At 63.0% G+C, this 25,704-nt stretch carries 17 protein-coding genes; 7 read left to right on the top strand and 10 right to left on the bottom strand.

Going from position 1 to position 25,704, the window contains the following annotated elements; translation table 11 throughout:
• Positions 1-695: 695 nt before the first annotated feature.
• Entirely contained in the window at positions 696-2,900 is a 2,205-nt protein-coding gene (locus AC19YR_RS09860; protein ID WP_500598233.1) for a TonB-dependent siderophore receptor, read from the top strand.
• 30 nt (positions 2,901-2,930) lie between these two features.
• Here the strand turns inward: AC19YR_RS09860 and AC19YR_RS09865 are convergent, their stop codons facing one another.
• From AC19YR_RS09865 to AC19YR_RS09880, 4 genes are all read right to left on the bottom strand, one after another.
• Positions 2,931-3,620 carry a hypothetical protein gene (locus AC19YR_RS09865; protein ID WP_500598235.1) on the bottom strand — a complete coding sequence of 230 codons (690 nt, stop codon included), beginning with the start codon at positions 3,618-3,620 and terminating at the stop codon, positions 2,931-2,933.
• A 229-nt stretch (positions 3,621-3,849) separates the two neighbouring features.
• Complete coding sequence (locus AC19YR_RS09870) at positions 3,850-5,469, bottom strand: ankyrin repeat domain-containing protein (protein ID WP_500598237.1); 1,620 nt, start codon at positions 5,467-5,469, stop codon at positions 3,850-3,852.
• A 78-nt stretch (positions 5,470-5,547) separates the two neighbouring features.
• Positions 5,548-5,877: a hypothetical protein gene (locus tag AC19YR_RS09875; protein WP_095111120.1), complete on the bottom strand. Its 330-nt coding sequence runs from the start codon at positions 5,875-5,877 to the stop codon at positions 5,548-5,550.
• Between the two features lie 162 nt (positions 5,878-6,039).
• On the bottom strand, positions 6,040-6,510 hold the full coding sequence (locus tag AC19YR_RS09880) for an Lrp/AsnC family transcriptional regulator (protein WP_095111119.1): 471 nt from the start codon (positions 6,508-6,510) through the stop codon (positions 6,040-6,042).
• Positions 6,511-6,634: 124 nt separating this feature from the next.
• Between AC19YR_RS09880 and AC19YR_RS09885 the strand changes: the two genes are divergently transcribed.
• The 3 genes from AC19YR_RS09885 to AC19YR_RS09895 all read left to right on the top strand — a co-directional run bounded on the left by AC19YR_RS09885 (position 6,635) and on the right by AC19YR_RS09895 (position 11,731).
• Entirely contained in the window at positions 6,635-7,834 is a 1,200-nt protein-coding gene (locus tag AC19YR_RS09885; protein WP_500598239.1) for a methionine gamma-lyase, read from the top strand.
• Positions 7,835-7,851: 17 nt separating this feature from the next.
• Complete coding sequence (mdeB, locus tag AC19YR_RS09890; protein WP_500598240.1) at positions 7,852-10,530, top strand: alpha-ketoglutarate dehydrogenase; 2,679 nt, start codon at positions 7,852-7,854, stop codon at positions 10,528-10,530.
• Between the two features lie 64 nt (positions 10,531-10,594).
• Positions 10,595-11,731, top strand: a complete 1,137-nt coding sequence (locus AC19YR_RS09895) for a branched-chain amino acid ABC transporter substrate-binding protein (protein ID WP_095111116.1) — start codon at positions 10,595-10,597, stop codon at positions 11,729-11,731.
• A gap of 225 nt (positions 11,732-11,956) precedes the next feature.
• On the opposite strand, the gene AC19YR_RS09900 is transcribed toward AC19YR_RS09895, so the two are convergent.
• Entirely contained in the window at positions 11,957-12,709 is a 753-nt protein-coding gene (locus AC19YR_RS09900) for an outer membrane beta-barrel protein (protein WP_095111115.1), read from the bottom strand.
• Positions 12,710-12,780: 71 nt separating this feature from the next.
• Positions 12,781-12,939 (bottom strand): hypothetical protein, encoded by a 159-nt coding sequence (locus tag AC19YR_RS09905; protein ID WP_500598243.1) that lies wholly within the window; start codon positions 12,937-12,939, stop codon positions 12,781-12,783.
• Positions 12,940-12,975: 36 nt separating this feature from the next.
• Here AC19YR_RS09905 and AC19YR_RS09910 point away from each other — a divergent pair, with 36 nt between their 5' ends.
• Positions 12,976-13,518 carry a hypothetical protein gene (locus tag AC19YR_RS09910; protein ID WP_500598244.1) on the top strand — a complete coding sequence of 181 codons (543 nt, stop codon included), beginning with the start codon at positions 12,976-12,978 and terminating at the stop codon, positions 13,516-13,518.
• A 92-nt stretch (positions 13,519-13,610) separates the two neighbouring features.
• The gene (ada, locus tag AC19YR_RS09915; protein ID WP_500598246.1) at positions 13,611-14,687 is read left to right on the top strand and encodes a bifunctional DNA-binding transcriptional regulator/O6-methylguanine-DNA methyltransferase Ada; all 1,077 of its coding nucleotides are present in this window, start codon (positions 13,611-13,613) and stop codon (positions 14,685-14,687) included.
• 406 nt (positions 14,688-15,093) lie between these two features.
• On the opposite strand, the gene mqo is transcribed toward ada, so the two are convergent.
• Complete coding sequence (gene mqo, locus AC19YR_RS09920; RefSeq protein ID WP_500598247.1) at positions 15,094-16,737, bottom strand: malate dehydrogenase (quinone); 1,644 nt, start codon at positions 16,735-16,737, stop codon at positions 15,094-15,096.
• 599 nt (positions 16,738-17,336) lie between these two features.
• Between mqo and AC19YR_RS09925 the strand changes: the two genes are divergently transcribed.
• On the top strand, positions 17,337-17,951 hold the full coding sequence (locus AC19YR_RS09925; protein WP_095111111.1) for a hypothetical protein: 615 nt from the start codon (positions 17,337-17,339) through the stop codon (positions 17,949-17,951).
• Between the two features lie 42 nt (positions 17,952-17,993).
• Here the strand turns inward: AC19YR_RS09925 and AC19YR_RS09930 are convergent, their stop codons facing one another.
• From AC19YR_RS09930 to AC19YR_RS09940, 3 genes are all read right to left on the bottom strand, one after another.
• Complete coding sequence (locus tag AC19YR_RS09930) at positions 17,994-22,652, bottom strand: hypothetical protein (protein WP_500598248.1); 4,659 nt, start codon at positions 22,650-22,652, stop codon at positions 17,994-17,996.
• A gap of 160 nt (positions 22,653-22,812) precedes the next feature.
• Entirely contained in the window at positions 22,813-23,196 is a 384-nt protein-coding gene (locus AC19YR_RS09935) for a type 1 fimbrial protein (protein ID WP_500598250.1), read from the bottom strand.
• A 323-nt stretch (positions 23,197-23,519) separates the two neighbouring features.
• The gene (locus AC19YR_RS09940) at positions 23,520-25,685 is read right to left on the bottom strand and encodes a TonB-dependent receptor family protein (RefSeq protein WP_500598252.1); all 2,166 of its coding nucleotides are present in this window, start codon (positions 25,683-25,685) and stop codon (positions 23,520-23,522) included.
• Positions 25,686-25,704 lie beyond the last annotated feature (19 nt).

Raw genomic sequence — 25,704 nt, forward strand, 5'->3', positions numbered from 1 at the left:
ATCAAACTCTTCAGTTCAAACATCTTTGGGTTTTTAAGAAACCCTAAACTTGGCTCAGCAATCGTTGGTTACATCTTTGATTTCTCGCGGAGTAACTTGTGATGCTGATAATCTTGTTGACTATCAGCCTGACTCCACAAGCACCCACACGAATTGCTTGATTCAGTTGTTAAAGAGCGGGTGGTTAAGACCTTTCGTCTCAACCGAGGCGCGCATTCTACAGCAGCCTCTGTTGCTGTCAAGCGGTTATTTTAAGAAGCTTTCAAAGTTTCGCTGGGAAATCTTTAACAACTTCAACCACTTGCGCTGACGATCACTCGTTAGCGGGAGGCGAATTCTACAGCGTTACTCGATGCTGTCAACACCTCTTTTTCAACTCCTTTCGGGCTTCGATGACCTGAAGCACCGCGCTGCCGAAACCTGCATAACTCTTTGTTTACCAAGGAGTTTTCCGTTTCGACTGCGCCGGAAGTGGGGCGAATTATAGACAGATATAAATCGCCGTCAACCGTTAATTCAGGTTTTCTATCGATCCCACCTGAAATCGTCAAAACCGCCCTTCCTTCTGTATATAAGCCGCCCGCCAGCTCGGCGTTAACGAACCCCAGCCACCCAACGTCCTCCTATATGATGGCCGGCTACCAAGAGCGAGCCGCCGCATCGCGCTTGCCAATGAGCCGCATCAAGGAGCTTTCATGGATAGGTTGTACCGGGCACCCTGGGCGGGCGTGCCCGCCCCGCGTTTCGCCCTTAAGTTGCTGTGCCTCAGCCTGCTTGCCAGCCCCGCCCTGGGCGCGAGTACCGAGTTGCCTGCCACCCGCGTCGAAGGCGAAGCCGATTCCGGCTACCAGGTGCGCCAGGCCTCGGTCGGCGGTTTTGATGAAGCGCCGCTGCTGGACACGCCTTCTTCCATTACGGTCATCAACGACGCCCTGATAAAGGACCAGCAAGCCCGCCTGCTCAGTGAGGTACTGAAGAACGACGCCTCCGTAGGCCAAGCCTATGCGCCAATCGGCTACTACGAGAATTTCGTGGTGCGCGGTTTTTCCCTGAATGCCGCCAGCAGTTACAAGATCAACGGCCGCACGGTTACTGGCGAACAGAACGTCGCCCTGGAAAATAAGCAGCAAGTCGAATTGCTCAAGGGCCTGTCGGCCCTGCAAAGCGGCGTGGCCGAGCCCGGCGGCCTGCTGAACTACGTGACCAAGCGCCCCGAAGCGGTGCGCTCGGTGATGGTCTCTACCGATGATCGCGGCAGCGGTTACCTGGCAGCGGATGTCGGCGGTTGGTTCGGCAATGAGCAGCAAGTGGGCCTGCGCGCCAACATCGCCCAGGAGGACATCAACAGCTACGTCGAGCACGCCGATGGGCAGCGGGACTTCCTGTCCCTGGCCTTCGACTGGAACATCAGCCCCAACGCCTTGCTGCAATTGGATGCCGAGTACCAGAGCCGCTCCCAGCGCTCAGTGCCCGGCTACCAGTTGCTGGGCAACACCGAGCTGCCGCACCACGCCTCGCCCAAGAAGCTGCTGGCCCACCAGAGCGGTGCCAAGCAAGTGGATATCGACTCGCTGAACCTCAACGGCAAGTTCGAGTACCGCTTCAGCGACCTGTGGAAGGGCAGCGTCAGCGCCTCCCGCAGCCACGTGGTGATCGATGACTACAGCTCCTTCGCCTGGGGTTGCTATGGCTCCGCCAGTTGCGAAGGCGTCCCGGTGCCCAATTACTTCAGCCCGGAAGGCAACTACGACATCTATGATTTCCGCAGTCCCGATGACACCCGCCGCACCGACGAAGCCCAGGCAGCCCTGATCGGCAGCTTCGACACCGCCGGCCTAGGCCATGAACTGACGGTCGGTACCAGCGTATTTCGCCGCACCGTGGACAAGCGTGAGCCGATCAACGTCGCGAGGAACATAACGCCAGACGGAGAAACACTCGGCACCGGCAACATCCACCAAGACCCCGAACAATTTCCCGCCTACAGCGGCGCCCTCAACGATCGCCAACGCCGCCTCGACAGCCGCCAATACGGGTTGTTTGTCACCGACCGCATCAGCCTCACCGAGCAGTGGCAAACCGTACTGGGCGCGCGGGAAGTGCGTCTGGACGAGGAAGCCTTCGAGGTGAGCGGCGACTCCGCACGCCACACCCAGCGCTACGAGTTCCTGCCCCAGGCAGCGCTGATCTACAAGCCCATCGCCAACCTGTCGCTCTACACCAGTTACAGCAAGGGCTTGTCTTTGGGGGGCGAGGCGCCGTGGTTCGCCAGCAATGCGTTTGAAACCCTCGCCCCGACCGTCTCGCGCCAGCTCGAAGCCGGGGTCAAGTACGACTGGCAGCGGATCAGCTTCGCCGCTGCGCTGTTCCAGACCCGCCAGGCCTACCAGTATTCGCGGCCCGATGACGGCGGCGGCTTCACTTACGTCCAGCAAGGCCAGCAGAAAAACACCGGGCTGGAAGTGTCCGCCAACGGCTTTGTCACCTCGCGCCTGCAGCTCTCGGCCAGCGCCGCGGCGATCCGCGCCCGGGTAAACGATACCGGCACGCCAGCGTATGAAGGGCATCAGGCACTGAACGTGCCGACATGGCGGGCCAATCTGTATGCCGACTACGCCCTGCCCTGGGTCGAAGGCCTGGCCGTGCTTGGGGGCGTGCAGTACAGCGCCAGTAAAAACGCCAACCACGAAGGCCAGGTCCAGGCCAGCAGCTACGCGGTGTTCAACCTGGGCAGCCGCTACAGCACGCGGATCGATGGCTATGACACGGTATTTCGCCTGAGCGTCGATAACTTGTTCGACAAGCGTTACTGGCGCGACGTTGGCGATTACCTGGGCGATGGCTACCTGTTCCAAGGTGCGCCGCTGACCGCACGCCTGAGCGCATCGATCAACTTCTAACACCCCACGGTAGCGTCGCGGGGTGCGGCGCTACCAGCTCCCCGACGCCCCGCCTCCGCCCTTGGCGCCCTTGCCTGCGTCCTGCTCCGTGGCCGGTTCCACCGCGCCGCCGCCCAGGCAGAACACCACCAGGGCCACCAGATAGGTCAGCCCCAACACCACCCACCAAGACAACGATTCGCTGAAGGAACCCGACAGCAACGCCAAAAACAGCAGTACTGCGCCGACGATCAACACACGCTGGAAGAAGCCCATCGGGCTTTTTTGCCAAGTGGCACGCATCAGGCTGAACAGCACATTGGCCAGCCCGGCCAGCGCCAGCAACGCCACCGGCAGAACCAAACCGTAGACAAAGGTCATCGCGCCCAGCAGCAGGCTGAGCACGGTCAGCAGGCCGACGTAGGTAAAGAAGCCGATCACGCAATACAGCACCACGCGCTGCGGGGCCAGGGACGCGAAGATCGCGCCGCCAATGGCCATGCTCACCGGGATCGCCAATAGCAAGGCCAACCAGTTCGCCGCGCTGGCCACGGCGCTGACCAAGATCAACACCACCAGGCCCAACCCGGCGAGGGTGCGCAGCCAACCCCAACGACCCCAGGCGAGCATCACCCCGGCCACCGCGCCGAGAAAAAAGGCCAGCAACATGGCATAGAGCGCGGCCGGCAGGCTCGCGCTGGCGGACGCCACCGACGGCTCGGCCGCCAGCGCCAGCGGCATCCCTCCCTGCGCCAGCAACAGCCCGAATATTGCCCCCCACCGACGCTGCAACCCCATACCGCCCATTGCCCTTTACCCAGTCCACTCTTCCTGAAGCCCTGAACTGTAGCATCGTCCGGCCATCAGACGACGCCACAATTACCCTGCGGGGCGGCAAAACAGCGTTACCGAAACGCAAAACGCCCCGCAAACGTTAGCGTGCGGGGCGTCATAGGGTTAACGCACAGGGTCAGCTTTTGGGGCTCAGGCTGTCCACCAACATGGCGCTTGGCGCGTCACCGGCCTCAATCATCAGTTGCTTGAGGCTTTTGTCGAAGCCTGCGAACGGCGTCTCGAAGCTGAACTTGGATTTGCTCAACCACTGGCCTACAAAACGCACGCGCTCCTCATCCCACGACAACTGCTTCTGGCTGTTGGGCCGCGGATCGCGCAGGAACACCAGTTGCATCGGCGTCACGCCCGCCAGGTCGGCCTTGTCCAGGTCAGCACCGGCCTGGATCAGCGCATTGGCCGTGGTCTTGTCTTTCTGCACGATGCAGTAGTGCAACGCCGTTTGCCCGGCATAGTTCACCGCGTTCACATCCTGGCTACCAATCAGCGCTTGTACCACCGCTGGGCGCTCCTTGAGGAAACGGGTGGTCTTGCACACCTGGTGCAGCGGCGTATTGCCGTACAGGTTGGCGGTTTTCGCGTTGGCCAAGGCCATCAGTTGGCTGAAGTGCTCGTCGGAGCAGTTACGGTAAGACTGCTTGATGCACATCATCAGCCGTGTATTGCCGGCCAGGCTGACTTTCAATGGGTCGGCCCCCAAGCCCACCAGCATGTCATAGGCGTTTTCCGCTACTTGCTGGATCGGGAAATCTTCATCCGCGACCAAGCGCTCGTTCACGTCCACCTTGGATTCGGTGAGCAGGTACTTGAGCGACTCCACATCGGCCTTGAAACCGCCGTAGCTGTCGCGGCCGATCAGCGCACTGTGGATTTTGTAATTGGCCGGTGGAATGTCGTTCATCCGTGCATTCACATGCACGTCCAGGTTCTCGAAGCTGATCGATTGCCCCAGGTCTTCGCCGTCCTTGTAGCTTTCGCGGCGTTCGACGATTTTCTCCGGCCAATTGCCAAAGGCGAAGTAGCGCGTGGTGTCGCCGTCGCGCTTGCCGTCCTTGTAGAGGCTGGTTTGGCGCAGGCGATAGGTGCCATCGGTCAGCAGCACGAACTCTTCGGAGACGCCATCGAGCTGGCCATTCTTATAGAGGTGGCGTTGCTCGACCTGGCCGGTCGGGTAGTAAGTTTCCTGCACACCATCGAGCTTGCCGCTGCCGTCCTTCGCGTAGCTGGCCAGCGCAGCGGGCACTTGCTTGCCGTCAACGATGCGCCAGGCCGAACGAGCCAGGTCATGGCCATGGTTTTCCTTGCCGGGGGTGTGGATTTCGACTTCCAGCGCGGTTTGCAGGCCAGTGGCACAGTCGTACTGGCTTTGGCTTTTTTCCTTGCCGTCGATGACGATTTTCTGCTGCGGCTTTTTATCCGGGCCGGGGCAGTAGACCACCGTGGTGCCGGTCAACTCGCCCTCGTCCAGCTGTGCCTCGATCGCCACCGAACCGTCGGCGTTGTGGGTGACCCAGTCGCCCTGGACCTTGCCGTTCTTCACCTTGAACTCGGAAATCAGCGTATCGCCTTCTTTCCAGGTGATGGTGCCGGAGATCGGCTCTTTGGTTTTCTTGTCGACGTAGGTGGCCGTGGGCTGGCCCTTGGAGCCAGAGGAGGTGGTCACTTCGTCCCAGTCGTAGCTTGAGCCACAACCGGCCAACAACAGCGCAACGCCAGACACTGCCAATAGTTTCTTCACACAACATCCTTTTTAAGAGGGGGGTAATGCACGCACGAAAACAGGGCCGCCGCGCCGGCCGCCCGATAGGAAAGCCCTTTATTGGATACGGGTCAGGGTCATGCTGACCACTTCGCCGCCATCAAGGACCACCAGGCGATTGCCGTTATCTTCGATGCGCGCATTCATCACGCTTTCGCCATCCTTACCACGGGCGATCACGGTGTCGCCGTCGCGCTGCCACTCATCGATTTCGTACTTGTCGCCCATCAGGGTGATGAAGTCTTCGTCTAGCACCGCGGTGCCGACATTGCTCTTGAAGCCCATGACGCTGGCCTGTACGGCAAATTTCCCCTCGATGGCATCGCTGCCGCAGCCGGCCAGGGCAGCGAACAGGGTGGCCAGTGCCAGCGTTTTCACGATTCTCATTGCATCAGTCCTTGTAGCGTCGCGTTGTTTGTATGGGATACAGACAATGGCATTTCGGCATCAGTTCCGTTCGTCGGAAAATTTTTGACGTCAAAACTGCGACTTCACGCAAGGCATAAAAAAACGCCACAAGGGTGGCGTTGCGGCAAACCCCGGCGAGCGTCAGTCGGGCACCGGGATCGTGCGCTGGGCCTTGACGGTCTTGAACGAAAAGCTCGAGTAAATCTCCTTCACCGCCGGGAGGGTTTGCAGCACTTCGCGGGCGAACTCGCCGAACGATTCCAGGTCCTTGGCCACCACTTCCAGGAGGAAATCGAAGCGCCCGGAGATGTTGTGGCAAGCGACGATTTCCGGAATTTCCAACAGCCGCTGCTCAAAACTGCGGGCCGCGTCCTTGGTGTGGGAATCCATCATGATGCTGACAAACGCCGTTACCCCGTAGCCCAGGGCTTTGGGCGAAAGGATGGCCTGGTAGCCGGTAATCACACCGTTTTCTTCAAGGTTCTTGACCCGCCGCCAACTGGGCGACGTGCTCAATGACACCTGATCGGCTAACTCGGCCATGGTCAATCGGGCATTGTCTTGCAAGGCCATAAGCAAGGCCTTGTCGGTGCGATCCAGAACCATTGGAATTTTTTGCCTCTATTTCGTTTTTATTATGAGTTCCATGCCAATAACTTCGCTTTTTGACAGCAATTTTGGAATAGAAATGTTGAATTTTGAGAATAGCATGTAGGAAAAATCCGGAGCGTTCCGTATGGACAACAAAAATAACAACCTCGGCTTTTCTACGCGTGCCATTCACCACGGCTACAACCCGCTCGATCATCAGGGCGCCCTGGTGCCGCCGATCTACCTCACCTCCACCTTCGCCTTCCCCACTGCCGAGTACGGCGCGGCGTGCTTCGCCGGGCAGGAAGCGGGGCATTTCTATACGCGTATTTCCAACCCCACCCTGAGCCTGCTCGAAGCGCGCATGGCCGCCCTGGAAAACGGCGAAGCGGCGGTGGCGTTCAGCTCCGGCATGGGCGCCATTGCCGCGACGTTCTGGACCTTGCTGCGCCCCGGCGATGAGATTCTGGTCAATCGCACCCTGTACGGTTGCACCTTCGCCTTGCTGCACCACGGTATTGGCGAGTTCGGGGTCAAGGTGCGCCATGTCGACATGAGCGACCTGGCCCAACTGCGCGACGCCATCAGCCCGACCACGCGCCTGGTGTACTTCGAGTCGCCAGCCAACCCCAACATGCAACTGGTGGACATCCAGGCCGTGGCCGCCCTCGCCCACCAGCACCCGGGCATCACGGTGGTAGTAGACAACACCTACTGCTCGCCCTACCTGCAACGGCCGCTGGAGCTGGGCGCCGACGTGGTGGTGCATTCGGCCACCAAATACCTCAGCGGCCACGGCGATATCACTGCCGGCATCGCCGTCGCCAGCCAAGCCCTGGCCGAGCGCATTCGCCTGCAAGGCCTCAAGGACCTGACCGGCGCGGTGATGTCGCCCCAGGACGCCTTTTTGCTGATGCGCGGCCTCAAGACCCTGGCCCTGCGCATGGAGCGCCATTGCAGCAATGCCCTGGCCATCGCCCAATACCTGCAAGCGCACCCGGCGGTAGATTGGGTGGCCTACCCCGGCCTGCCCTCCTTCGCCCAATACGACCTGGCGCAACGGCAGATGAAGCGCTCCGGCGGAATGATTGCCTTTGAACTCAAGGGCGGCATCGACACTGGCCGGCGCTTCATGAACGCGCTGCAACTGTTCAGCCGCGCCGTCAGCCTGGGGGACGCCGAATCCCTGGCCCAACACCCGGCCAGCATGACCCACTCCACCTACACCCCCGAGGAGCGCGCGCACCACGGCATCTCTGAAGGCCTGGTGCGGCTGTCGGCCGGCCTGGAAGACATCGACGATCTGCTGGCCGATATCCGCCAGGCCTTGGCGGCGTGTGCCTGATGGCACAGGAGAACCCGATGCAAACCGCCAACAGCCACCCCGCCGAAGCCAACGACCCGGACCCGCAGGAAACCCGCGAATGGCTGGAAGCCCTGGAATCGACCCTGCACGCCAGCGGCAGCGAACGCGCCCGTTACCTGCTGGGGCGCCTGGAGGCGTTTGCCCGCGAGCACGGCATCAGCCGCGACGCCCAGCCCTATTCCGCCTACCGCAACACCCTGGGGCTGGAGCAGCAAGGCAGCTACCCCGGCGACCTCGCGATGGACGAGCACATCACCAGCCTGATGCGCTGGAATGCCCTGGCCATGGTCATGCGCGCCAACCACGCCTACGGCGAACTGGGCGGCCATATCGCCAGCTACGCTTCGGCGGCGGAGATCTTCGAAGTCGGCTTCCAGCATTTTTTCCGTGGCGACGGTGCTGAGGGCGAACGCAATGCCGACCTGGTGTTCTTCCAACCCCACTCGGCCCCCGGCGTATACGCCCGGGCGTTCCTGGAGGGGCGCCTGAGCGAAGAACAACTGGCCAACTACCGCCAGGAAATCAACGGCCCCGGCCTGTGTTCCTACCCGCACCCCTGGCTGATGCCCGACTTCTGGCAGTTCCCTACCGGCTCCATGGGCATTGGCCCGTTGAGCGCGGTGTACCAGGCGCGGTTCATGCGCTACTTGCAGCACCGGGGCCTGGCCAGCACCGAGGGCCGCCATGTGTGGGGCGTGTTTGGCGATGGCGAAATGGACGAGCCCGAATCCATCGCCGGCCTGTCATTAGCCGCCCGCGAGCAACTGGACAACCTGACCTTTATCGTCAACTGCAACCTGCAACGCCTCGACGGCCCGGTACGGGGCAACGGCCAGATCATCCAAGAACTCGAAGGGCTGTTTGCCGGCGCCGGGTGGAATGTCATCAAGGTGCTCTGGGGCTCGGAATGGGACGCCCTGTTCGCCCGCGACACCGACCACGTATTGCTGCGCCACCTCGCCGCCACCCCGGACGGCCAGTTCCAGACCCTGGGTGCCAACGACGGGGCCTATAACTTGGAGCACTTTTTCAAGAAAGACCCCCAAGTCAAACGCCTCGTCGAGCACATGAGCGCCGAGCAGATCAACGCCCTCAAGCGTGGCGGCCATGACTTTCGCAAGCTCTACGCCGCGTTCGCCGCCGCCAAGGCGTGCAAGGGCCGGCCCACGGTGATCCTGGCCAAGACCAAAAAAGGCTATGGCATGAGCGCCGCCGGCGAATCGCGCATGACCGCGCACCAGGCAAAGAAACTCGACGTCGAGGCCCTGCTGGCATTCCGCGACCGCTTCCACCTGCCCCTGAGTGACGACGACGTCACCCAACTGCGCTTCTATCGCCCCGCCGACGACAGCCCCGTCATGCACTACCTGCGCCAGCGCCGCGCAGCCCTCGGCGGGCCGCTGCCGGCGCGCAAGCAGCAGGCACCGAGCATCCCGGTGCCGGCGCTGGAGCAGGTGGGCGCGTTCGCCCTGCACGCTGGCGGCAAGGAAATGTCCACCACCATGGCCGCTGTGCGCCTGCTCGGTGCCTGGCTCAAGGCCCCGGAGTTAGGCCCGCGGGTGGTGCCCATCGTCGCCGACGAAGCCCGCACCTTCGGCATGGCCAGCCTGTTCCGGCAAATCGGGATCTACTCGCCCCACGGCCAGTTGTATGAGCCCGAGGACTCCAGCTCGATCCTCTCCTACCGCGAATCGAAAACCGGGCAACTGCTCGAAGAAGGCATCACCGAGGCCGGAGCCATCAGCTCGTGGGTCGCGGCCGCCACGGCCTATTCGGTGCATGGCCAGCCAATGCTGCCGATCTACATCTACTACTCGATGTTCGGCTTTCAGCGGGTGGGCGACCTGATTTGGGCCGCCGCCGACCAACGCTCGCGGGGCATCCTCCTGGGCGCCACCGCGGGCCGCACCACCCTGGGCGGCGAAGGCTTGCAGCACCAGGACGGCTCCAGCCTGGTGATGGCCTCGATGGTGCCCAACTGCCGTGCCTGGGACCCATGCTTCGCCGGGGAACTGGCGGTGATCCTCGACCACGCCGCGCGGCGCGTGCTGGAGCAGCAATGCGACGAGTTCCACTATGTCGCGGTGATGAACGAAAACTACCCCCAGCCGTCTCTCGACCCGGCGCTGCACGGCGACGTCCTGCGTGGCCTCTATGCCTATGCCCGCAACGGTGAGGGCGAGGCGCGGGTGCGCCTGCTCGGCTCGGGCACCATCCTGCGCGAAGTGCTCGCCGCCGGTGAACTGCTGGCCCAGGATTGGGGCGTGGCCAACCAGGTGTTCAGCGCCACCAGTTTCAGCGAACTGGCCCGCGATGCCCGCCAAGTGCAGCGTGACCAACGCCTGGGCGGTGCCCGCAGCCATGACGCCAGCCAGCTCGATACCTTGCTCTGCGGCAATGCACCAATCGTCGCCGCCACCGACTATGTACGGGCCTGGCCACAATTGATCGGCGAGTACCTGCACGCGCCCTACACCACCCTGGGCACCGATGGCTTTGGGCGCAGCGACAACCGCCACAACCTGCGGCGCTTTTTCGAGGTGGATCGCTACAGCATCGTCCTGGCCAGCCTGCGCAGCCTCGCCGACAATGGCGACCTCGCGCCCCAGGAACTGGCCCGGGCCGTGGCGCGCTATGCGCCCGATGCCGACGCCCAAGCGCCGTGGGAGCGTTGAACCGCCCCCGCACCTTTTTTACCGCTACACCCCATCAACCCTTAAGACAACTGAGTGGAGCAGCATGAACAATCTCAATAAGAAAGCCACCCGACTCCTGACCGCCATGGTCCTGGCCGGCATGGCCTGCCATTCGTTCGCCGCCGATACCATCAAGATCGCCATCGCCGGGGCCAAGACTGGCCCCGTGGCGCAGTACGGCGACATGCAGTTCAGCGGCGCGCGCATGGCCGTGCAGCAGATCAACGCCCGTGGCGGGGTCAACGGCAAACAGCTGGAAGCCGTGGAATACGACGACGCCTGCGACCCGAAACAAGCGGTGGCGGTGGCCAACAAAGTGGTCAACGACGGCATCAAGTTCGTGGTTGGCCACCTGTGCTCCAGCTCCACCCAACCCGCCTCGGACATCTACGAAGACGAAGGCATCGTAATGATTACCCCGGCCGCCACCAGCCCGGAACTCACCGCGCGCGGCTACCAGATGATCTTCCGCACCATCGGCCTGGACAGCGCCCAGGGCCCGGCCGCCGGCCACTACATCGCCGACCAGGTCAAGCCCAAAGTGGTGGCGGTGCTGCACGACAAGCAACAGTACGGCGAAGGCATCGCCACCGCGGTCCAGAAGGTACTCAAGGAAAAAGGCTACACAGTGGCGATGTTCGAGGGCGTGAACACCGGAGAGAAGGACTACTCGTCCATGATTACCAAGCTCAAGCAGGCCAATGTCGACTTCGTGTACTTCGGCGGCTATCACCCGGAAATGGGCATGATCCTGCGCCAGTCCAAGGAAAAAGGCCTGAATGCACGCTTCATGGGCCCCGAGGGCGTGGGCAACGATTCGATCTCGCTGATCGCCAAGGACGCCTCCGAAGGCATGCTGGTGACCTTGCCTAAATCCTATGACCAGGAACCGGCCAACAAGGCGTTGGTAGAAGCCTTCAACGCCAAGCAGGAAAACCCCACCGGGCCGTTCGTGCTGCCGACCTATTCAGCGGTGGAAGTGATCGCCGGCGCCATCACCCAGGCCAACAGCGAAGACCCGGTCAAAGTGGCCGAAGCCATCCACAGCGGCACCTTCAAGACCCCCACCGGGGACCTGAGCTTTGACGAAAAGGGCGACTTGAAAGACTTCAAATTCGTGGTCTACGAGTGGCACTACGGCAAACCCAAAACCGTGGCCCCTGAGAGCGCTGCGCTGTAAGGCCCTGCCTAACTAGCAAACCCGTGGGAGCGGGCCCGCCCGCGATGGCGGCCTATCAGCCAACATTCAAGCTGGCTGACCTGGCCTCATCGCGGGCAGGCCCGCTCCCACACTGGTTTTACGCCAGCCTTCAGACGCTGGGTGCAACCCACAGTGTTTTGTTCCGACCCTCGGACTGTGGGTGCAACCCGCCCTCCTGAGGAAGCGGGCCCTATCCCGGGCTATTTAGAACGCCACACCCACCTTGAAGCCAAACTCATCACGCTTGAGTTTGGTGTTGTCGGCTGCGTCCGAATCCTCATCCAGCTTGTATTCGGTACGGGTGTAGTACAGCCCCGCCATGATCGGCAGGTCGCCCTTCTGGTTCATCAGCAGGCTGACTTCGGCATAAGGGTTGGTGCGGTCCTTGAGGTCCACGGTGTCGCTGCCGATGTCGTCGACCTTCAGGTGCGCTTCGCCCCCGATGCTGTGGCGTGCGCCCAGTTCCACCCGCAGGGTGGAGTCGTCGAACTGGTGGTTGTAGCCCAGCGCAGCCTTGGCGAACGGGGTCTTGGCGGTCAACTCCATGTCGTAGTCAGTCGAGCCCGGCTCGTAGCGGGTCCAGGTGTAGCCACCGCCAACCAGCACATCGACGAAGTTGCGTGCGTCCAACGCCGCGCGCCAGCCCAGGTCCAGGTCAGCCTGGCCTTCCTTGAGCTTGTTGTCGTCGCGCTCGCCGAACTTGGCGTCCACCCCGGCCTGGTAGATAAACCCGGATTCAGCGGTCATCTTGTTGCCGAAGTTGTAGAACAGGCCACCCTCAGGCATGTGATCCTTCTCGCTTTCGCTGCCGCCTTCAAGCTTGAAGTCGTTGTAGCTGCCCAGCAGGCCGAAGGTGGAAATCGGTGCGGTGGACGGTGCGGCGATCGCGCAAAACGGGCTGGCGACGAGGGCCAGGACGGAGGTCTTGGCGAGGATTTTTCCGAATACAGTAGACATCGTTTTTCAAACTCCCTATGTGAAAGACAGACTATTCAGGAATCACTTCGAGATAAGTCCTACAGAAAAATTCAAAAAATTTTCAAACTTTTTAAACTCCAAGAAGCTTGACCTAGAGCCTTGCGGCTCACAAACGATGAATTTTGATTTTGCCCAGCCTCAGCGGTGTGACGCTCGGCCAGCCGCAAACGTTGACCGACCCAGGCCTGCGTGCAAGCATCCGCCAGCATTTAGCCATCTATCAATTTTTGGAATGGAAACCCGGGATGAGAATCGCCCCCCTTGCCTGCGCACTGGCCCTGTTCACCCTCGGCGCCAGCCTGCAAACCGCCCAGGCCGCCTCGCCGCTGATCGGCAAACGCGTGCAGAACACCTATGACGTGACGCTCTACCTGGACCCGGAAAAAGCCCTGGCCTATGCGCTCAAGGACTGGAAATTCCGGCGCTACCACTACAACCCGCGCAAACCGAAAATCACCTACGCGATGGACAGCGTCGCGGCCAACCCCACCTCCACCGCCCAGGAACCGGTGGTTGTGCGGATGGCGACGTTGAGCGAGCGCAAGATCAAGGAAAAAAACTACAGCGAAGAAGAGCAGTGCTACCAGGCCTTCACCGAGGTGCTGGGGAGCCTGGTGTATTACGCCGCGGCGGCCAAGCAAATGCGCGACGACCAATACTTCCACCTGGCCGACGTCATCACCCTGCTCGATGAGAAAACCCCCGGCGAGCCGGGCGTGGTGACCTGCACGATCCCCGACCACGGCTCGATCGCGATGTACGCCCGCGGCCAGGTCAGCCTCAAGTAAACGCCCGGCGAGTTACACCGCAAGACTCGGAGTTCGCACAGCCACGGATGCCCTAAGCTGTGCTCACTTCGCCACGCTGCAGGTACGCCCCCATGAACAGCGCCCACCGTAATGCCCCCACCGCCGACGACCCACGCTGGCTGGCGGTGCTGGCCCGTGACCCGGCGGCGGACTCACACTTCGTCTATGGGGTGAAAACCACCGGTATCTACCGCCGCGCCAGCAGCCCCTCGCGCCTGCCACGGCGGGAGAACGTCGAGTTCTTCGACACCGCCCAACAGGCCGAGGCCGCGGGTTACCGCGCCAGCAAACGGGCCGGCGGCGAGCAGAGTGAACTCGACACGGCGCGGGTGACCCGGGCTTGCCTGTGCATCGAGCAAGCCGACAGCCCGCCCAACCTCAAGCAACTGGCCGAGCAGGCCGGGTTGAGCCCGTTCCACTTCCACCGCGTGTTCAAGGCTGTCACCGGGCTCACGCCCCGGGCCTACGCCAGCGCCCACCGGGGCCGCAAACTGCGCGAGCAACTGGCCAAGGGCGGCTCCATCACCGCGGCGCTGTATGACGCGGGGTTCAACGCCAACAGCCGTTTCTATGAAAGTGCCGACCAGTTGTTGGGGATGAAACCCAGCCAATACCGCGCCGGTGGCACCAACACCGTAATCCGCTTCGCCGTGGGCCAATGCTCCCTGGGGGCGATTCTGGTCGCCCAAAGTCACAAGGGCATTTGCGCGATTCTGCTGGGGGACGATCCCGACGCCTTGGCCCGCGACCTGCAGGACCGCTTCCCCCACGCCGAACTGATCGGCGCCGACCCGGGCTTCGAGCAGTGGGTGGCCAAGGTGGTGGGTTTCGTCGAAGCCCCGGCCCTGGGCCTGGACTTGCCTCTGGACCTGCGCGGCACCGCGTTCCAGGAACGGGTCTGGCAGGCCCTGCGTAGCATTCCGGCCGGCGCCACCGCCACCTATGCCCAGATCGCGCGGATGATCGGCGCCCCCACTTCATCGCGCGCCGTGGCCCAGGCCTGCGGCGCCAATCCCCTGGCCGTCGCCATCCCCTGCCACCGCGTGGTGCGCAGCGACGGAGCGCTGTCGGGCTACCGCTGGGGGGTGGAGCGCAAGCGCCAGTTGCTCGAGCGTGAGGGCAGCCACTGCCCCCCCGAAAAAGGCTAAAGACTGTGGGAGCCTTGCCCGCGATGAGGCCGGGACAGGCGATGCACTTCTAGCAGCTCGAATGCCGCCATCGCGAGCAGGCTCGCTCCCACAGAGAAAACATGAAAATCCCACCCACACTGTGGGAGCGGGCCTTGCCCGCGATGAGGCCGGGACAGGCGACGCACTTCTAGCAGCCCGAATGCCGCCATCGCGAGCAGGCTCGCTCCCACAGAGAAAACATGAAAATTCCACCCACACTGTGGGAGCGGGCCTTGCCCGCGATGAGGCCGGGACAGGCGATGCACTTCCAGCAGCCTGAATGCCGCCATCGCGAGCAAGCTAGCTCCCATAGGGGCGCGGCCCAAACCAAAAAAGCCCGACCTTCACAGGTCGGGCTTTTTCATGGGCGTTTCAAACCGCAGTGCTACAGGGCCATGTCGGCGGCCGGGTTGCTCTGGGGCGCCGCTTGCGGGGCGACCGGGGTTTGGGGCGCGGCGGTGTGCGGGATCGCCGGGGGCGTGTCCAGTTGCAGCACGTCGCTGGTGTACGCCCATTCTTGCGCGACGCGCTCAGGGCTGCCGTTGAGCTGGGTGCCGTAGCTTGGCACGATCTGGTGCAGCTTCTCTTGCCAGGCCGCAGTGGCGACTTTGTCCTTGAATACTTTCTCCAGCACGCTGAGCATGATCGGCGCAGCGGTGGAAGCACCTGGCGAGGCGCCTAGCAGGCCGGCGATGCTGCCGTCCTTGGCGGCCACGATTTCGGTGCCCAGTTTCAGCACGCCGCCCTTCTCTTCGTCACGCTTGATGATCTGCACGCGCTGGCCGGCCTGCCACAGGCGCCAGTCTTCGCTCTTGGCGTTGGGGAAGTATTCCTTCAGCGCGGCGAAGCGGTCTTCATCCGACAGCATCAGTTGCCCGGCCAGGTATTCCACCAGCGGGTACTGCTCGATGCCAACCTTGGTCATCGGCCAGATGTTGTGGGTGGTGGTGCTGGTCAGCAGGTCGAAGTACGAGCCTTCCTTGAGGAACTTGGTGGAGAAGGTCGCGAACGGGCCAAACAGGATCACGCGCTTGCCGTCGAGCACGCGGGTGTCCAGGTGCGGCACCGACATGGGCGGTGCGCCCACCGAGGCCTTGCCATAGGCTTTGGCCAGGTGCTGCTGGGCGATGGTCGAGTTCTCGGTCACCAGGAACGAGCCGCCCACCGGGAAGCCTGCGTATTCACGCGCTTCGGGGATGCCCGATTTTTGCAGCAGGTGCAGGGCACCGCCGCCGGCGCCGATGAACACGAACTTGGCGTCGGTCTCGGTCTTGCTGCCGTCCTTGAGGTTTTTGTAGCTGACACGCCACGAACCGTCGTCGTTGCGGGTGATGTCCTGCACTTCGCTGGACAGCTTCAACGCGAAGTTGGGCTTGCTTTGCAGGTGTGCGGCGAACTGGCGGGTGATTTCGCCAAAGTTCACGTCGGTGCCAAGCGGGCTCCAAGTGGCGGCGATTTTCTGGGCCGGGTCACGGCCTTCCATCATCAATGGCACCCATTGCTTGATCTGCGCCGGGTCTTCGGAATACTGCATGCCGGCGAACAGCGGGCTGGCCTGCAGGGCTTCGTAGCGTTTCTTCAGGAACTTGATGTTGTCATCGCCCCACACGAAGCTCATGTGCGGGGTGGAGTTGATGAACGAACGCGGGTTCTTCAACACGCCGTTCTTGACCTGCCAGGACCAGAACTGGCGGGAGATCTGGAAGGCTTCGTTGATTTCAACGGCCTTGGGGATCTCGACGTTGCCGTTCTTGTCTTCGGGGGTGTAGTTCAATTCGGCCAGGGCCGAGTGGCCGGTGCCCGCGTTGTTCCAGCCGTTGGAGCTTTCCAGGGCCACGCCGTCGAGGCGCTCGACCATTTCCATGGTCCATTGCGGTTCGAGTTCGTTGATCCAGACCCCGAGGGTCGTGCTCATGATCCCGCCGCCGATGAGCAACACGTCGACTTTCTTTGGCTCCTCGGCGTGGGCAGACATCACCCCGACCGACAGTGCCAGGCCCAGAAGGGCCTTGTTCATTTGCTTGAGCATACTGTGATACCTGTCATAAAACGCCATCCGCCCCGCCCGCCCCAATCGCCCGCGCCCAGGCTAGGCCCGGGTGCGTACTGATGAGGCTGGCGGGTGAGCACACAAGGCCGACTGAACATCCAGGGCCTCACTTTATATGTCCTTCGCGCGCTGACTTTTTATTGCTATTGGCTTCAGCTGCTTGAGTGACATCGATTCTGTTGGTGCGTCCGAAGACGCAAAAAACGCTGGTTGAACCCGACCACACCCATGCCGACGCCCACGAACAGCCGGGCGACACAAGCCAGTATGGCTCCACTTGGAAAAAACACCGGGAAACCGGGCGGGAAAAAACTGTAGGCCCCCATGCCCGCGGCACGAAACGCGGGCGCATCGGGTGCGTGAATCGCAAGATGCCTGACACCCGGTTCAAGAACCGGGCGGGCCAGCATCGGTGGAGCAGAATGCCGCCATTGTCCACAGGACGTACTGGCCCGTCAAAAAAACTATTGAGAATCAGGGCCCTGGGCGGCCCGGCCCGGAAACAGTGGCCTAGTAATGTCACGCAAAGGCCTTTAAATTCCCCGGCCACCGATCACTCCTCAGGGAAGACCTTACCGATGAAACTGCTCCTTGCCCTCTCGCTCACCGCCCTGGCCCTGGCCGGCTGCGACAAAGCCGCCGAACCCAGCTCCGCACCCCAGGCCGGCGCCGCGCCTGCCCAGTGCCTCAAGGACACCGACTGCAAGGGCGACCGCATCTGCGACGACGGCAAATGCACCTCGCCACAGGCTGCATCGCCCCTGGTCGCCGCCCCGGCGGCCCCAGCCATGGCCTATGAACCGCTGCTGGTGACCGAGTCCGGGGTGGCCGATGTGTTTACCCTGCAAAGCCTCGATACCCTGGGCCAGGCCATCAACTACCAGTCCCGCGCCGGGGTGGTGAATGTCATGGAGTACGTGGTCGATGACGTGGAAGTCACCGGCTATGTCGCCATCGAAAAAGCCTACGCCTTCGGTGGCAAGTACCTGTTGATCGTGTCCACCGGCGAAGGCGGCAACGCCTGCCCCGCCAGCACCTACGCCTTCACCTTCGACACCGCCACCGAATCGGTGCAGGGCAAGACCCAGATCGACGGCTGCTCGGAAAACGTCGAAGCCCTGGCCGAAGGCAACAAGCTGACCGTGAAAAAAGAAGGCACGGCCAGCGTGTTCTACAACGCCCAGGTCAAGTAACCCCGGGGGTTTGGGTCGTTGAAGCCGCCCGCAATGGCGGCTTCACCAATAGTCCGGCCGCCCCTTGCGGGTGGTGGTTTGGCTGACCGCGAAAAATAGCGATTGGGCCAGGCGCGAGCCGATGGTGCTGCGGTACGCGGCCAGGGTGATTTGCTCGCTCTGGCCTTCGACCGGCACAAAACTGAGGTACCGCTGTTGCGGTAATTTCAGGTGCGCGGCCGTGAACTCGGCGGCTGGAGCCTGCGGCGAACGGTAGTGAAAATGCGCGTAGGCCACGGGCCGACGCTCCCGGTCGCGGATCAGGTACTCCTGTAAATAGTCATCCTCGCGGCTGAGCTTGACCCAGCCTTCTACCTTCACTATTTCCACTTCGCCCTGGGCCTTGAGGTACTCGATGCGCGGCGCTTGTGGCGGGTTGCGCAGGATGATCTCGATGCGCAGTTGCCGGCCCTCTTCGATCAGGCGCAGCGCCGCCGCTTCAAGGTTGCTCAATAGGTCGGCCTCGCGTTTGCTGGCAGCGGCCCCCTGCTCACGTTGCTCGAGGGTCTGGCTGATTTTCCGCGCACTGTCGCGTAAACCTTCGGCAACCCGCGTCAGCTCGGCCTCAACACCAATGGGGGAGTTGGACTGGCGGGCGATTTTGCGCGCGTCGCTGATTGCGCGGTCCACTCGGCCCAACAGGGTGTCGGCGTCACCCAGCAGGTGCTTGAGGGCGCGCGCCGGCGCCGCCGGCCGCAGTGTGGTGCTGGGGATCTCCTCCCACTCACCGGCCTGGGCGCTTTCCTTGAACGTACCGAGGGAGTGTTGATCGATAGGGTCTTGCACCTCCACGATTTCCACGTCCGAATCCGGGGTGCGCTCGCGCACGCGCCCGCTCAGTACCTGGCGGTTGCGCGTCACAATCAGGCGCTGGCGCGTACCGCTGGCCGAAACCCTTGCCACCTGCGGCACCACCTGGCTGGTGCGCTCACGCAGCATCAGGGCCTGTGAGTGCTCCGCTTCGCTCAACAGGTCGGTAATCAGGGCCAACAACTTGTCGCCATACTGCGCCTCGAACAGTTGCGGATACGTCGCAAAGATGAAGCCGAGGCGGTCCTGGATTCCCGAATACTGCTCCAGGACATCCCCCAGCAGCTCGATGCGCCGCTCCAGCGTCAGGGCATCGGTTTCCAGCAGGTTCTTGTGGCTCAGAACTTCACGCACCAACAGGTCCAGGGAGGCCTTGGCGGCCAAGAAATCACCGTATTCCTGAGGCAACGGGCGCCTTTTGAGCGCCATGCCCTGATAGACCTCGATCAGTTTTATCCGCCAATCCAAGGGTGTACGGTGTGGCCCGGCGGTGTCGCGCAAACGGCTGGTGGCCGGCTCGTAGCCGGCAATGGCGGCCAATTCCTCCAGGCGTGCACGCTCCTCAATGCTCAGTTGCAACAGCTGTTCGTTGAACCCGGCCATGAGGCTCAGGCTTGCGACACTTTCACGGTGAGCCTGGTCCGCTACGTCATCGTCCTCGGATTCCAACTCCTTGTACCAGCGCTCGGCAGTAGCAGGTGAAGGCTTGGCGGCACTGCGACTGAGGATCAGCAACGCCATCTGCCGGCGCAGGTTGTCTACATAGTCTTCGATATGCTCGATCAGGCTGCTCTCAAAACGAGCGATCGGCTGGTTTTCGTTTTTTTGCTTGAACACCTCGATCCGGTGCAACTGGGCTCGCGCCTGCTCCTGCAGCTGTTCGTGATAGCGCTGCTGTACGGTCTGGCGGTGGGCGTCAGTGAAGCTGCCACGCTCGCTGACATGCATGCGCTGGTACAGAGCCAGAACGGCCGCTAGCTTTTCTTCGACCTTGAGCATCTGCGCAACCGCGTCGGCATGCTGCTGCGCCAGTTCGAGGTTGCGGCGTTGGAAATCGGCGCGGGTGGGCATGTTTTTTTTCCTCGGCATACCACCGCGCAAGCGCAGGCCGAAGTCGAACGACCAGTTGCCCTGGCCATCGCTCTTGATCCAAGGCCCCAAGCGCGAGGGTTGCGCAAGATCGACCACTCGCGTGCCCTCTTGTACATCGCGCACCGGGTACAGGCCGCCCTCCAAGTAGGCATGCAGGTGAAAACGCTGAGGGCCGATGAACACCCGATACAAACCCTTGGTCGCGCCCTCGGTCTGGGCAAACTCGGGCTTGGCCGGCCACGGCTGGGACGGATGGGCATTTTGCGCACGCCATTTGAAGGTCTCCAGTTCGGCTTGCATCGCCGGCGCCAGAGCCTGGGTGGCGCTGCCCCAGGAGGGTGTGTACAGCGGGCAGATATCCTGGGGGGCTGCCTTGGTCAAGAGCTGGTCGCCGACCTGCTCAAGTGCCGCCGGGACGCTGACGGGGTGCCCCTGCGGCAACCTGAGACGCTGGTCGAGCGATGCAACGGGGTGCAATAACAAGGCACTCAGCGTGGAAATGAACTGCGCCGTGGCCCGCGCCCTGGTCGCTTGGTCCCCATTGCGCTGCAACGCCACCAACACCTGGGAGCCTTGCATCATTTGCAGCAGCCAACCTGCGGCGCTGAGCGGGCCGCGCAACAAGGGCAACACCACGTCGAACAGTTGCCACAGGTCGTTCTCAAACGCCCTCCAGCGCTGCGCCTCGGTGGACACGGCTTGGCGCTTAGCCTGCGCCACCAATGCCTGGGCGTTGTCCTGAAACACGCGCAGCAAGAAGTCCCCCGCCACCGGCTCGTCACTGAGCAGTGCGGGAGACGATGCGCGGGAGGGCCCGTATTCATCGCCCTGGAGAAAGCGCTGCTCGTGGGGGCTCAAAAAGCCGCCATTACCGAACAGGGCCCGGGCCGGTTCGTCCAGGCTGTCTAGCACGGCGCGGTTCAGGGCCGTCCCCGTGCGCGCAACGCTATCGAGCACCGCTTGGCGGGTGGGGAACTGTTCCAGCAACTGCGGCCCGCCGGGGCGATAGAGCACATGAACGCTGGTCGCCACATCGCTGGCCCCGATCACAAACATATTGCGCGCCACATGGGCCTTGCCCCCCGCATGGGTGAGAAATGCCAGGGGCCGCACCACGATCTTCTGGCCATTGACCTGGCCCGCGCCCGGATCGACCGCCACGGCTTGCCGCACGAGGGCCAAGCCCTCGTCCGTGAACCCGTGCTGGCGGCGGATCACGTGCTCCAGGGCCAGCAACGGCAGTTGCACCCGCACCTGGGCACAAAACAAACCGCGGCGGCGCGCGGCTTCGACGTCATCGCCCAAGAGCTTGCGCTCCAGCATGGCCGGGTATTGCTTGCCAATGTCGACCCGCTCGATCAAGGCCTGCAGATAAGGCACCTTCAGCCACCAATCAGGAGCATAGCCGGGCTCCGCCAGATTGATGAGTTCGACACGGGCGTAGGGCTGCACAAAGGGATTGTCCAGCGCCCACTGGGTCAAGGTGCGTTGCGTGGTTTGCGTCCAGCCGACCGTCCCACCCTGGGTGCGGGTGAACGCCAGGGCGTAATGATCCGGGTCAATCACCACTTCCTGGGGGTAGTCCAATGCCATCTGCGCCTGCAGTGCCTTGCGGGTATAGGCAAGGATCGGATCCAGCCCTTGCAGGTAATCGGCACCCGCCGCCTCCAGTTGCACCCCGGCCAGGTCGTCCAACTGCTGGCTGTAACGCAGCCGTGTCGCGGCCGCAGCGGTTTGCAACCACAGTGGCAAGGCCTCCTCGGCCAGGCTGGTAGGGGCCCCGAACCAGGCGTGGGGAGCCGTCAGGCTACTCAACAGACGCTTGTAATAGGCCACCGAGGGGAACGTCGACCAGCGCACCGCAGTGAGGTCGCGCAGCTGTTTTTCCAGGATGCACAGGGCCAGTTGATCGAACACGTCGCCGTCGGGTTCGTGCAGTGTCCATTGAATGGCCTGACCCGACCTGTGGCGGCTCAAATAACGCGGCAACAGCGGCCCCAGGTCATCCAGCGTATCGAGGGCCAGCACGCTCTGCCCTGGGCTATAGACGTAGGTGGCACGGCGGCTCGCCCACTGGCGCTGGAGCACCAGCAGTGGCAGCCATTCCCCCACGTCACCGCCACTGACGGCATACACCAAAGAAACCCGAAACCGGCCCGCCCCCACCGCTTTGTCACGATCGGCCTTGAGCGGGTACAGCTCGCTCAGCACCTGCTTCTCCTCAAGGGAGGCGAGCGGTGGGTTTTGAGGAGCCTGGCTCAGGCACAGGCGCATTTGATTGGAGACGATCCGCCAGCGTGTCGACAGGGGATCCTGCAACGGTTTTGCGCTCCAGTAAGCGGCGAGTGCATCCTGGAAGGCTTCGAGCAACAGTGGCGCCAGATGGTTAATCATCTGCTCCAGATCATCGACCGACGGCCCCGCGATAAGACGCACCACAGCGCCACCGCCCAGGCGCAACGGCACCTGGCGAGTAGGGTTGTAATTGATGGCCGAGCCGTGCATGAGGCGGCCGATCAGGGCATCGGCGACAGAGGTTACGTGCCGGTAGGTCGTCGGCGCGCCCTCGGCCACCAGCTCGACGGGCTCGCCGATCCCTAAGGCAAAGGCGCGCAGCCCCTGGCCGGCAAAGCGCTCATCGAGTGCCTGTTGGATCAGGCTATTGGCAACCTGCTCCAGATGGGGGCGGTCGGCGAAAACGGTCTGTAGGTACACCCGGGACACGGCGAGCTGATCGTAGGGGCGCTGGTGGTGGGTCATGGCGTGAGGTTCCTGAACAAAACCCGAACCTAGGCCCGCCCGCGCCGCCTCATCCGCTAAATAAATACACGCGGCACCGCCATCGCCCATTCCGCCGGCACAATCGGCAACGACCTACAGCCCTTTCCACCTGCCGCTAAGGGCTGGGCCCGCGCAGCGGTCAAGGCGCCGTCAAGGTAATCACATAGGCCCCGGACACCAGCAGTTTGCCCGCAAGGTCAACCAAGGTGTAGCGCTGGTCGTAATAACGCCCTGCCCGGTTGTTCTGGGCAATCAGCTTGACCGCTACCGGGGCAGGCCTGGCGCTGCTGGCCGACGCTTTGGGTAAGACCTGGCTGGCGCTGACGCTGTTGCGTTGCGCCGGCACCGTGCAGTGGGTCAGTTCAAAACTCACACGCCCCTGCACACGGGGGTTGCAGCCCTGCTCGACGACACTGCCCTGGAACTGAACAACCCCCTGCCCCACCTGAGCGGCCGCCAGGCAAGGCCCACCTGACAGGGCAAAAAGTAAGCTAAAGCCGACAGATAAACGCTGAGTGCTCATGTCGAAAACTCCTGCTGTATGCAAGGAAGTTATCGACAGATACCGCCCCAGGCTGGAGGCCCTCGGTGTTTTTTTCGCGCGGATGCCAACGGCGTCTCAAACTGACGCTGCACATCGCCCTGTGGGCATGCTGGCGAACAGAGCGGCACGGCTCAGCCCCCGGCCCTCGCGGGCAAGCCCACACAGTTGAACTGTTGCGTGGGTGAGGCTGGTTTTTCCTCTGTGGGAGCGAGCCTGCTCGCGATGGCGGCACTGCACGGCGGTGACGAATGGTAGGGGTAAAACAGTTGCTCCCACAGGGGATTGAGGGGTGCAGCCCCGCGTCAGTTGAGGCTCCACGACACCCCGGCATACACCCCAAAACCATCGCCGGGAGTGGAACGGGCTGCATCTTTGCCATGGTCGTCGTAGCCCGGCGTGACGGTGCTGGCGTAGCGTTTGTTGGCCAGGTTGCGCAGGTCGAGCCAGGTTTGCCAGGCGCCGCCGGGGGCGTCGTAGCCCAGGGTGGCGCCGAACAGGGTGTAGGGCGCGGCGTAGAAGGAGTTGGCATAGTCGACCGCGATTTTCGACACCCGTTCGGCGTTGAACCCGGTGTACACGCCACTGGGGTGGCTGTAGCGCACCTGGGCCTGGTAGTAGTGCTTGGGAATCCCGGCCAGGGCGTTGTCGCCGAAACGCTCGTCGTCCTCGTAGTGGAAATCGCTGTAGGTGTAGGCCTGGCGCAGCGCCACCCGGCCCGCACGGCCGCCCTCCCACAGCGGGCTGTCGAGGCTCAGTTCCAGGCCCTGGTGCACGGTGGGGCTGGCGTTGGCTTCGGCGATGATCGCTGACAGATTGCCCACGGCAGCCTGGGTTTCCACGCTCAGCAGTTCATTGCGCACCTGGGCGTAATACCAGGCCAGGTCCCAGTGGCCGAACCAGGCGTCACCGCGCCCGCCCAGCTCCAGGGTGGTGGCACTCTGGTTGTCCAGTTTTACCCCGCCGCTGTGCAGGCCGCTCGCCGGGCCGCTGCTGGCAGGGAAGAACTTGTTCGCCCCCCACAAACTCGCCCAGGGGTGCGGCGGCTCCACGGAGCGGCTGAGGTTGGCGAACACTTCAAGGTCCGCGCTGTAGGCGTAGCGCAGCCCCAGGCGCGGCGCGTAGTCCCAGGTGTGCAGGCTCAACCGGTCGTGGGTCTGGGGGTAGGTGACTTCGGTTTCGCGCCGGGTGTAGATCGCCGCCAGCCCGGTGGTCAGCCACAGGTCGGGCAGCAGTTCCAGCTCATGGCTGGCGTGCAGCACGCTGTCCGAGCCCAGGTAGCTGTAGTTGCGCGTGCGGGTGCCCAGCGGGTACGCGGCGGTGCTCAAGCGCACGAACTCCGACACGCCGGTATTAGGCAGCGCCTGGGTGGTGCGCAGGCCCAGGGTGGTCTTGCTCTCGTGGCCCCACAGGGTGTCGCGGCGCAGGTAGTTGAGGGTGCCGCTGATGTCGGTGTACGCCACCTTCAAGCGGTTGGCGCCTTCGCGCAGGTCCATGGGGTAGTCGTGGTAGACCAGCCCCGCCTCGACACGGGAGTCGTCATCGATCTGCAAGGTGGTTTTGTTGGCGATCCAGGTACTGCCCGGTTGCGGCCGCTCGGAATGCCGGGTGAGGTTGAGGGCATTGGCGGCGCGCGGGTCGTGTTCGATCTGCTGGCGGGTCAGCTTGCCCGGGGTGTCGTTTTCGGTTTCCCGGTAACGCACGTAGAAACGGGTTTCCAGGTCCGGGTTCAAACGGTAGCCAACGTTGGCCGCCACGCCCTGGCTGCTGCCGGCACTGTGGGCCTGGTAACCGTCGTAGCCCGAGTCGGTCAGGCTCAGGTAGTAGTCCAAATCCCCCAGCACCTGGCCGGAGCTGATCTGGCGTTTGCGGTAACCATGGCTGCCGGTTTCATGGCGCAGTTGCAACTTGGCCGCGTCGTAGCCGGTGCGGGTGACGTAGTTGACCGCGCCGCCCAGCGCCAACGCGCCGCGCTCGAAACCGTTGGCGCCGCGCAGCACCTCGACCCGGCTCAGCCACAGCGGCTCCATTAGCTCGTAGGGCGTGCCGCCGGGGCCGGTCACCGGCAAGCCATCGAACATCTCATAGAGCCCCGAGGCGTGGGCGCCCGGGCCACGGTTGATGCCGGAGCCGCGAATGGAGATTTTCGCCCCCTCGTTGTTGGCTGCCTTGGCGTACACCCCAGCCTGGTACTTGAACAGGTCTTCGTTGTTGGCCAGGCGCCCTGCCCCCGCTTCCTTGAGGTCCACCAGGTTGCTGCCACCGGGCACGCTGCGCAACGCCGCGCGGGCCGCGTCCAGTTCGTCGAGCTCGGCGCCACTGACCTGCACGGCTTGCAGTTCAAGGGCGTCCTGGCCGTGGGCCAGGGGCACGCAGCCCAACGCCGCGCTCAAGCCCAGCGCCGGCCAATGGCGGTGCAGGGTGAACGGAGGCAGCGCGAGGGAAAGGGACAGTGGGGGGCGTGGCGGCATATGCCAGGTTCCTTGCAAA

The sequence above is a fragment of the Pseudomonas sp. MF08817 genome, from assembly GCF_059862705.1.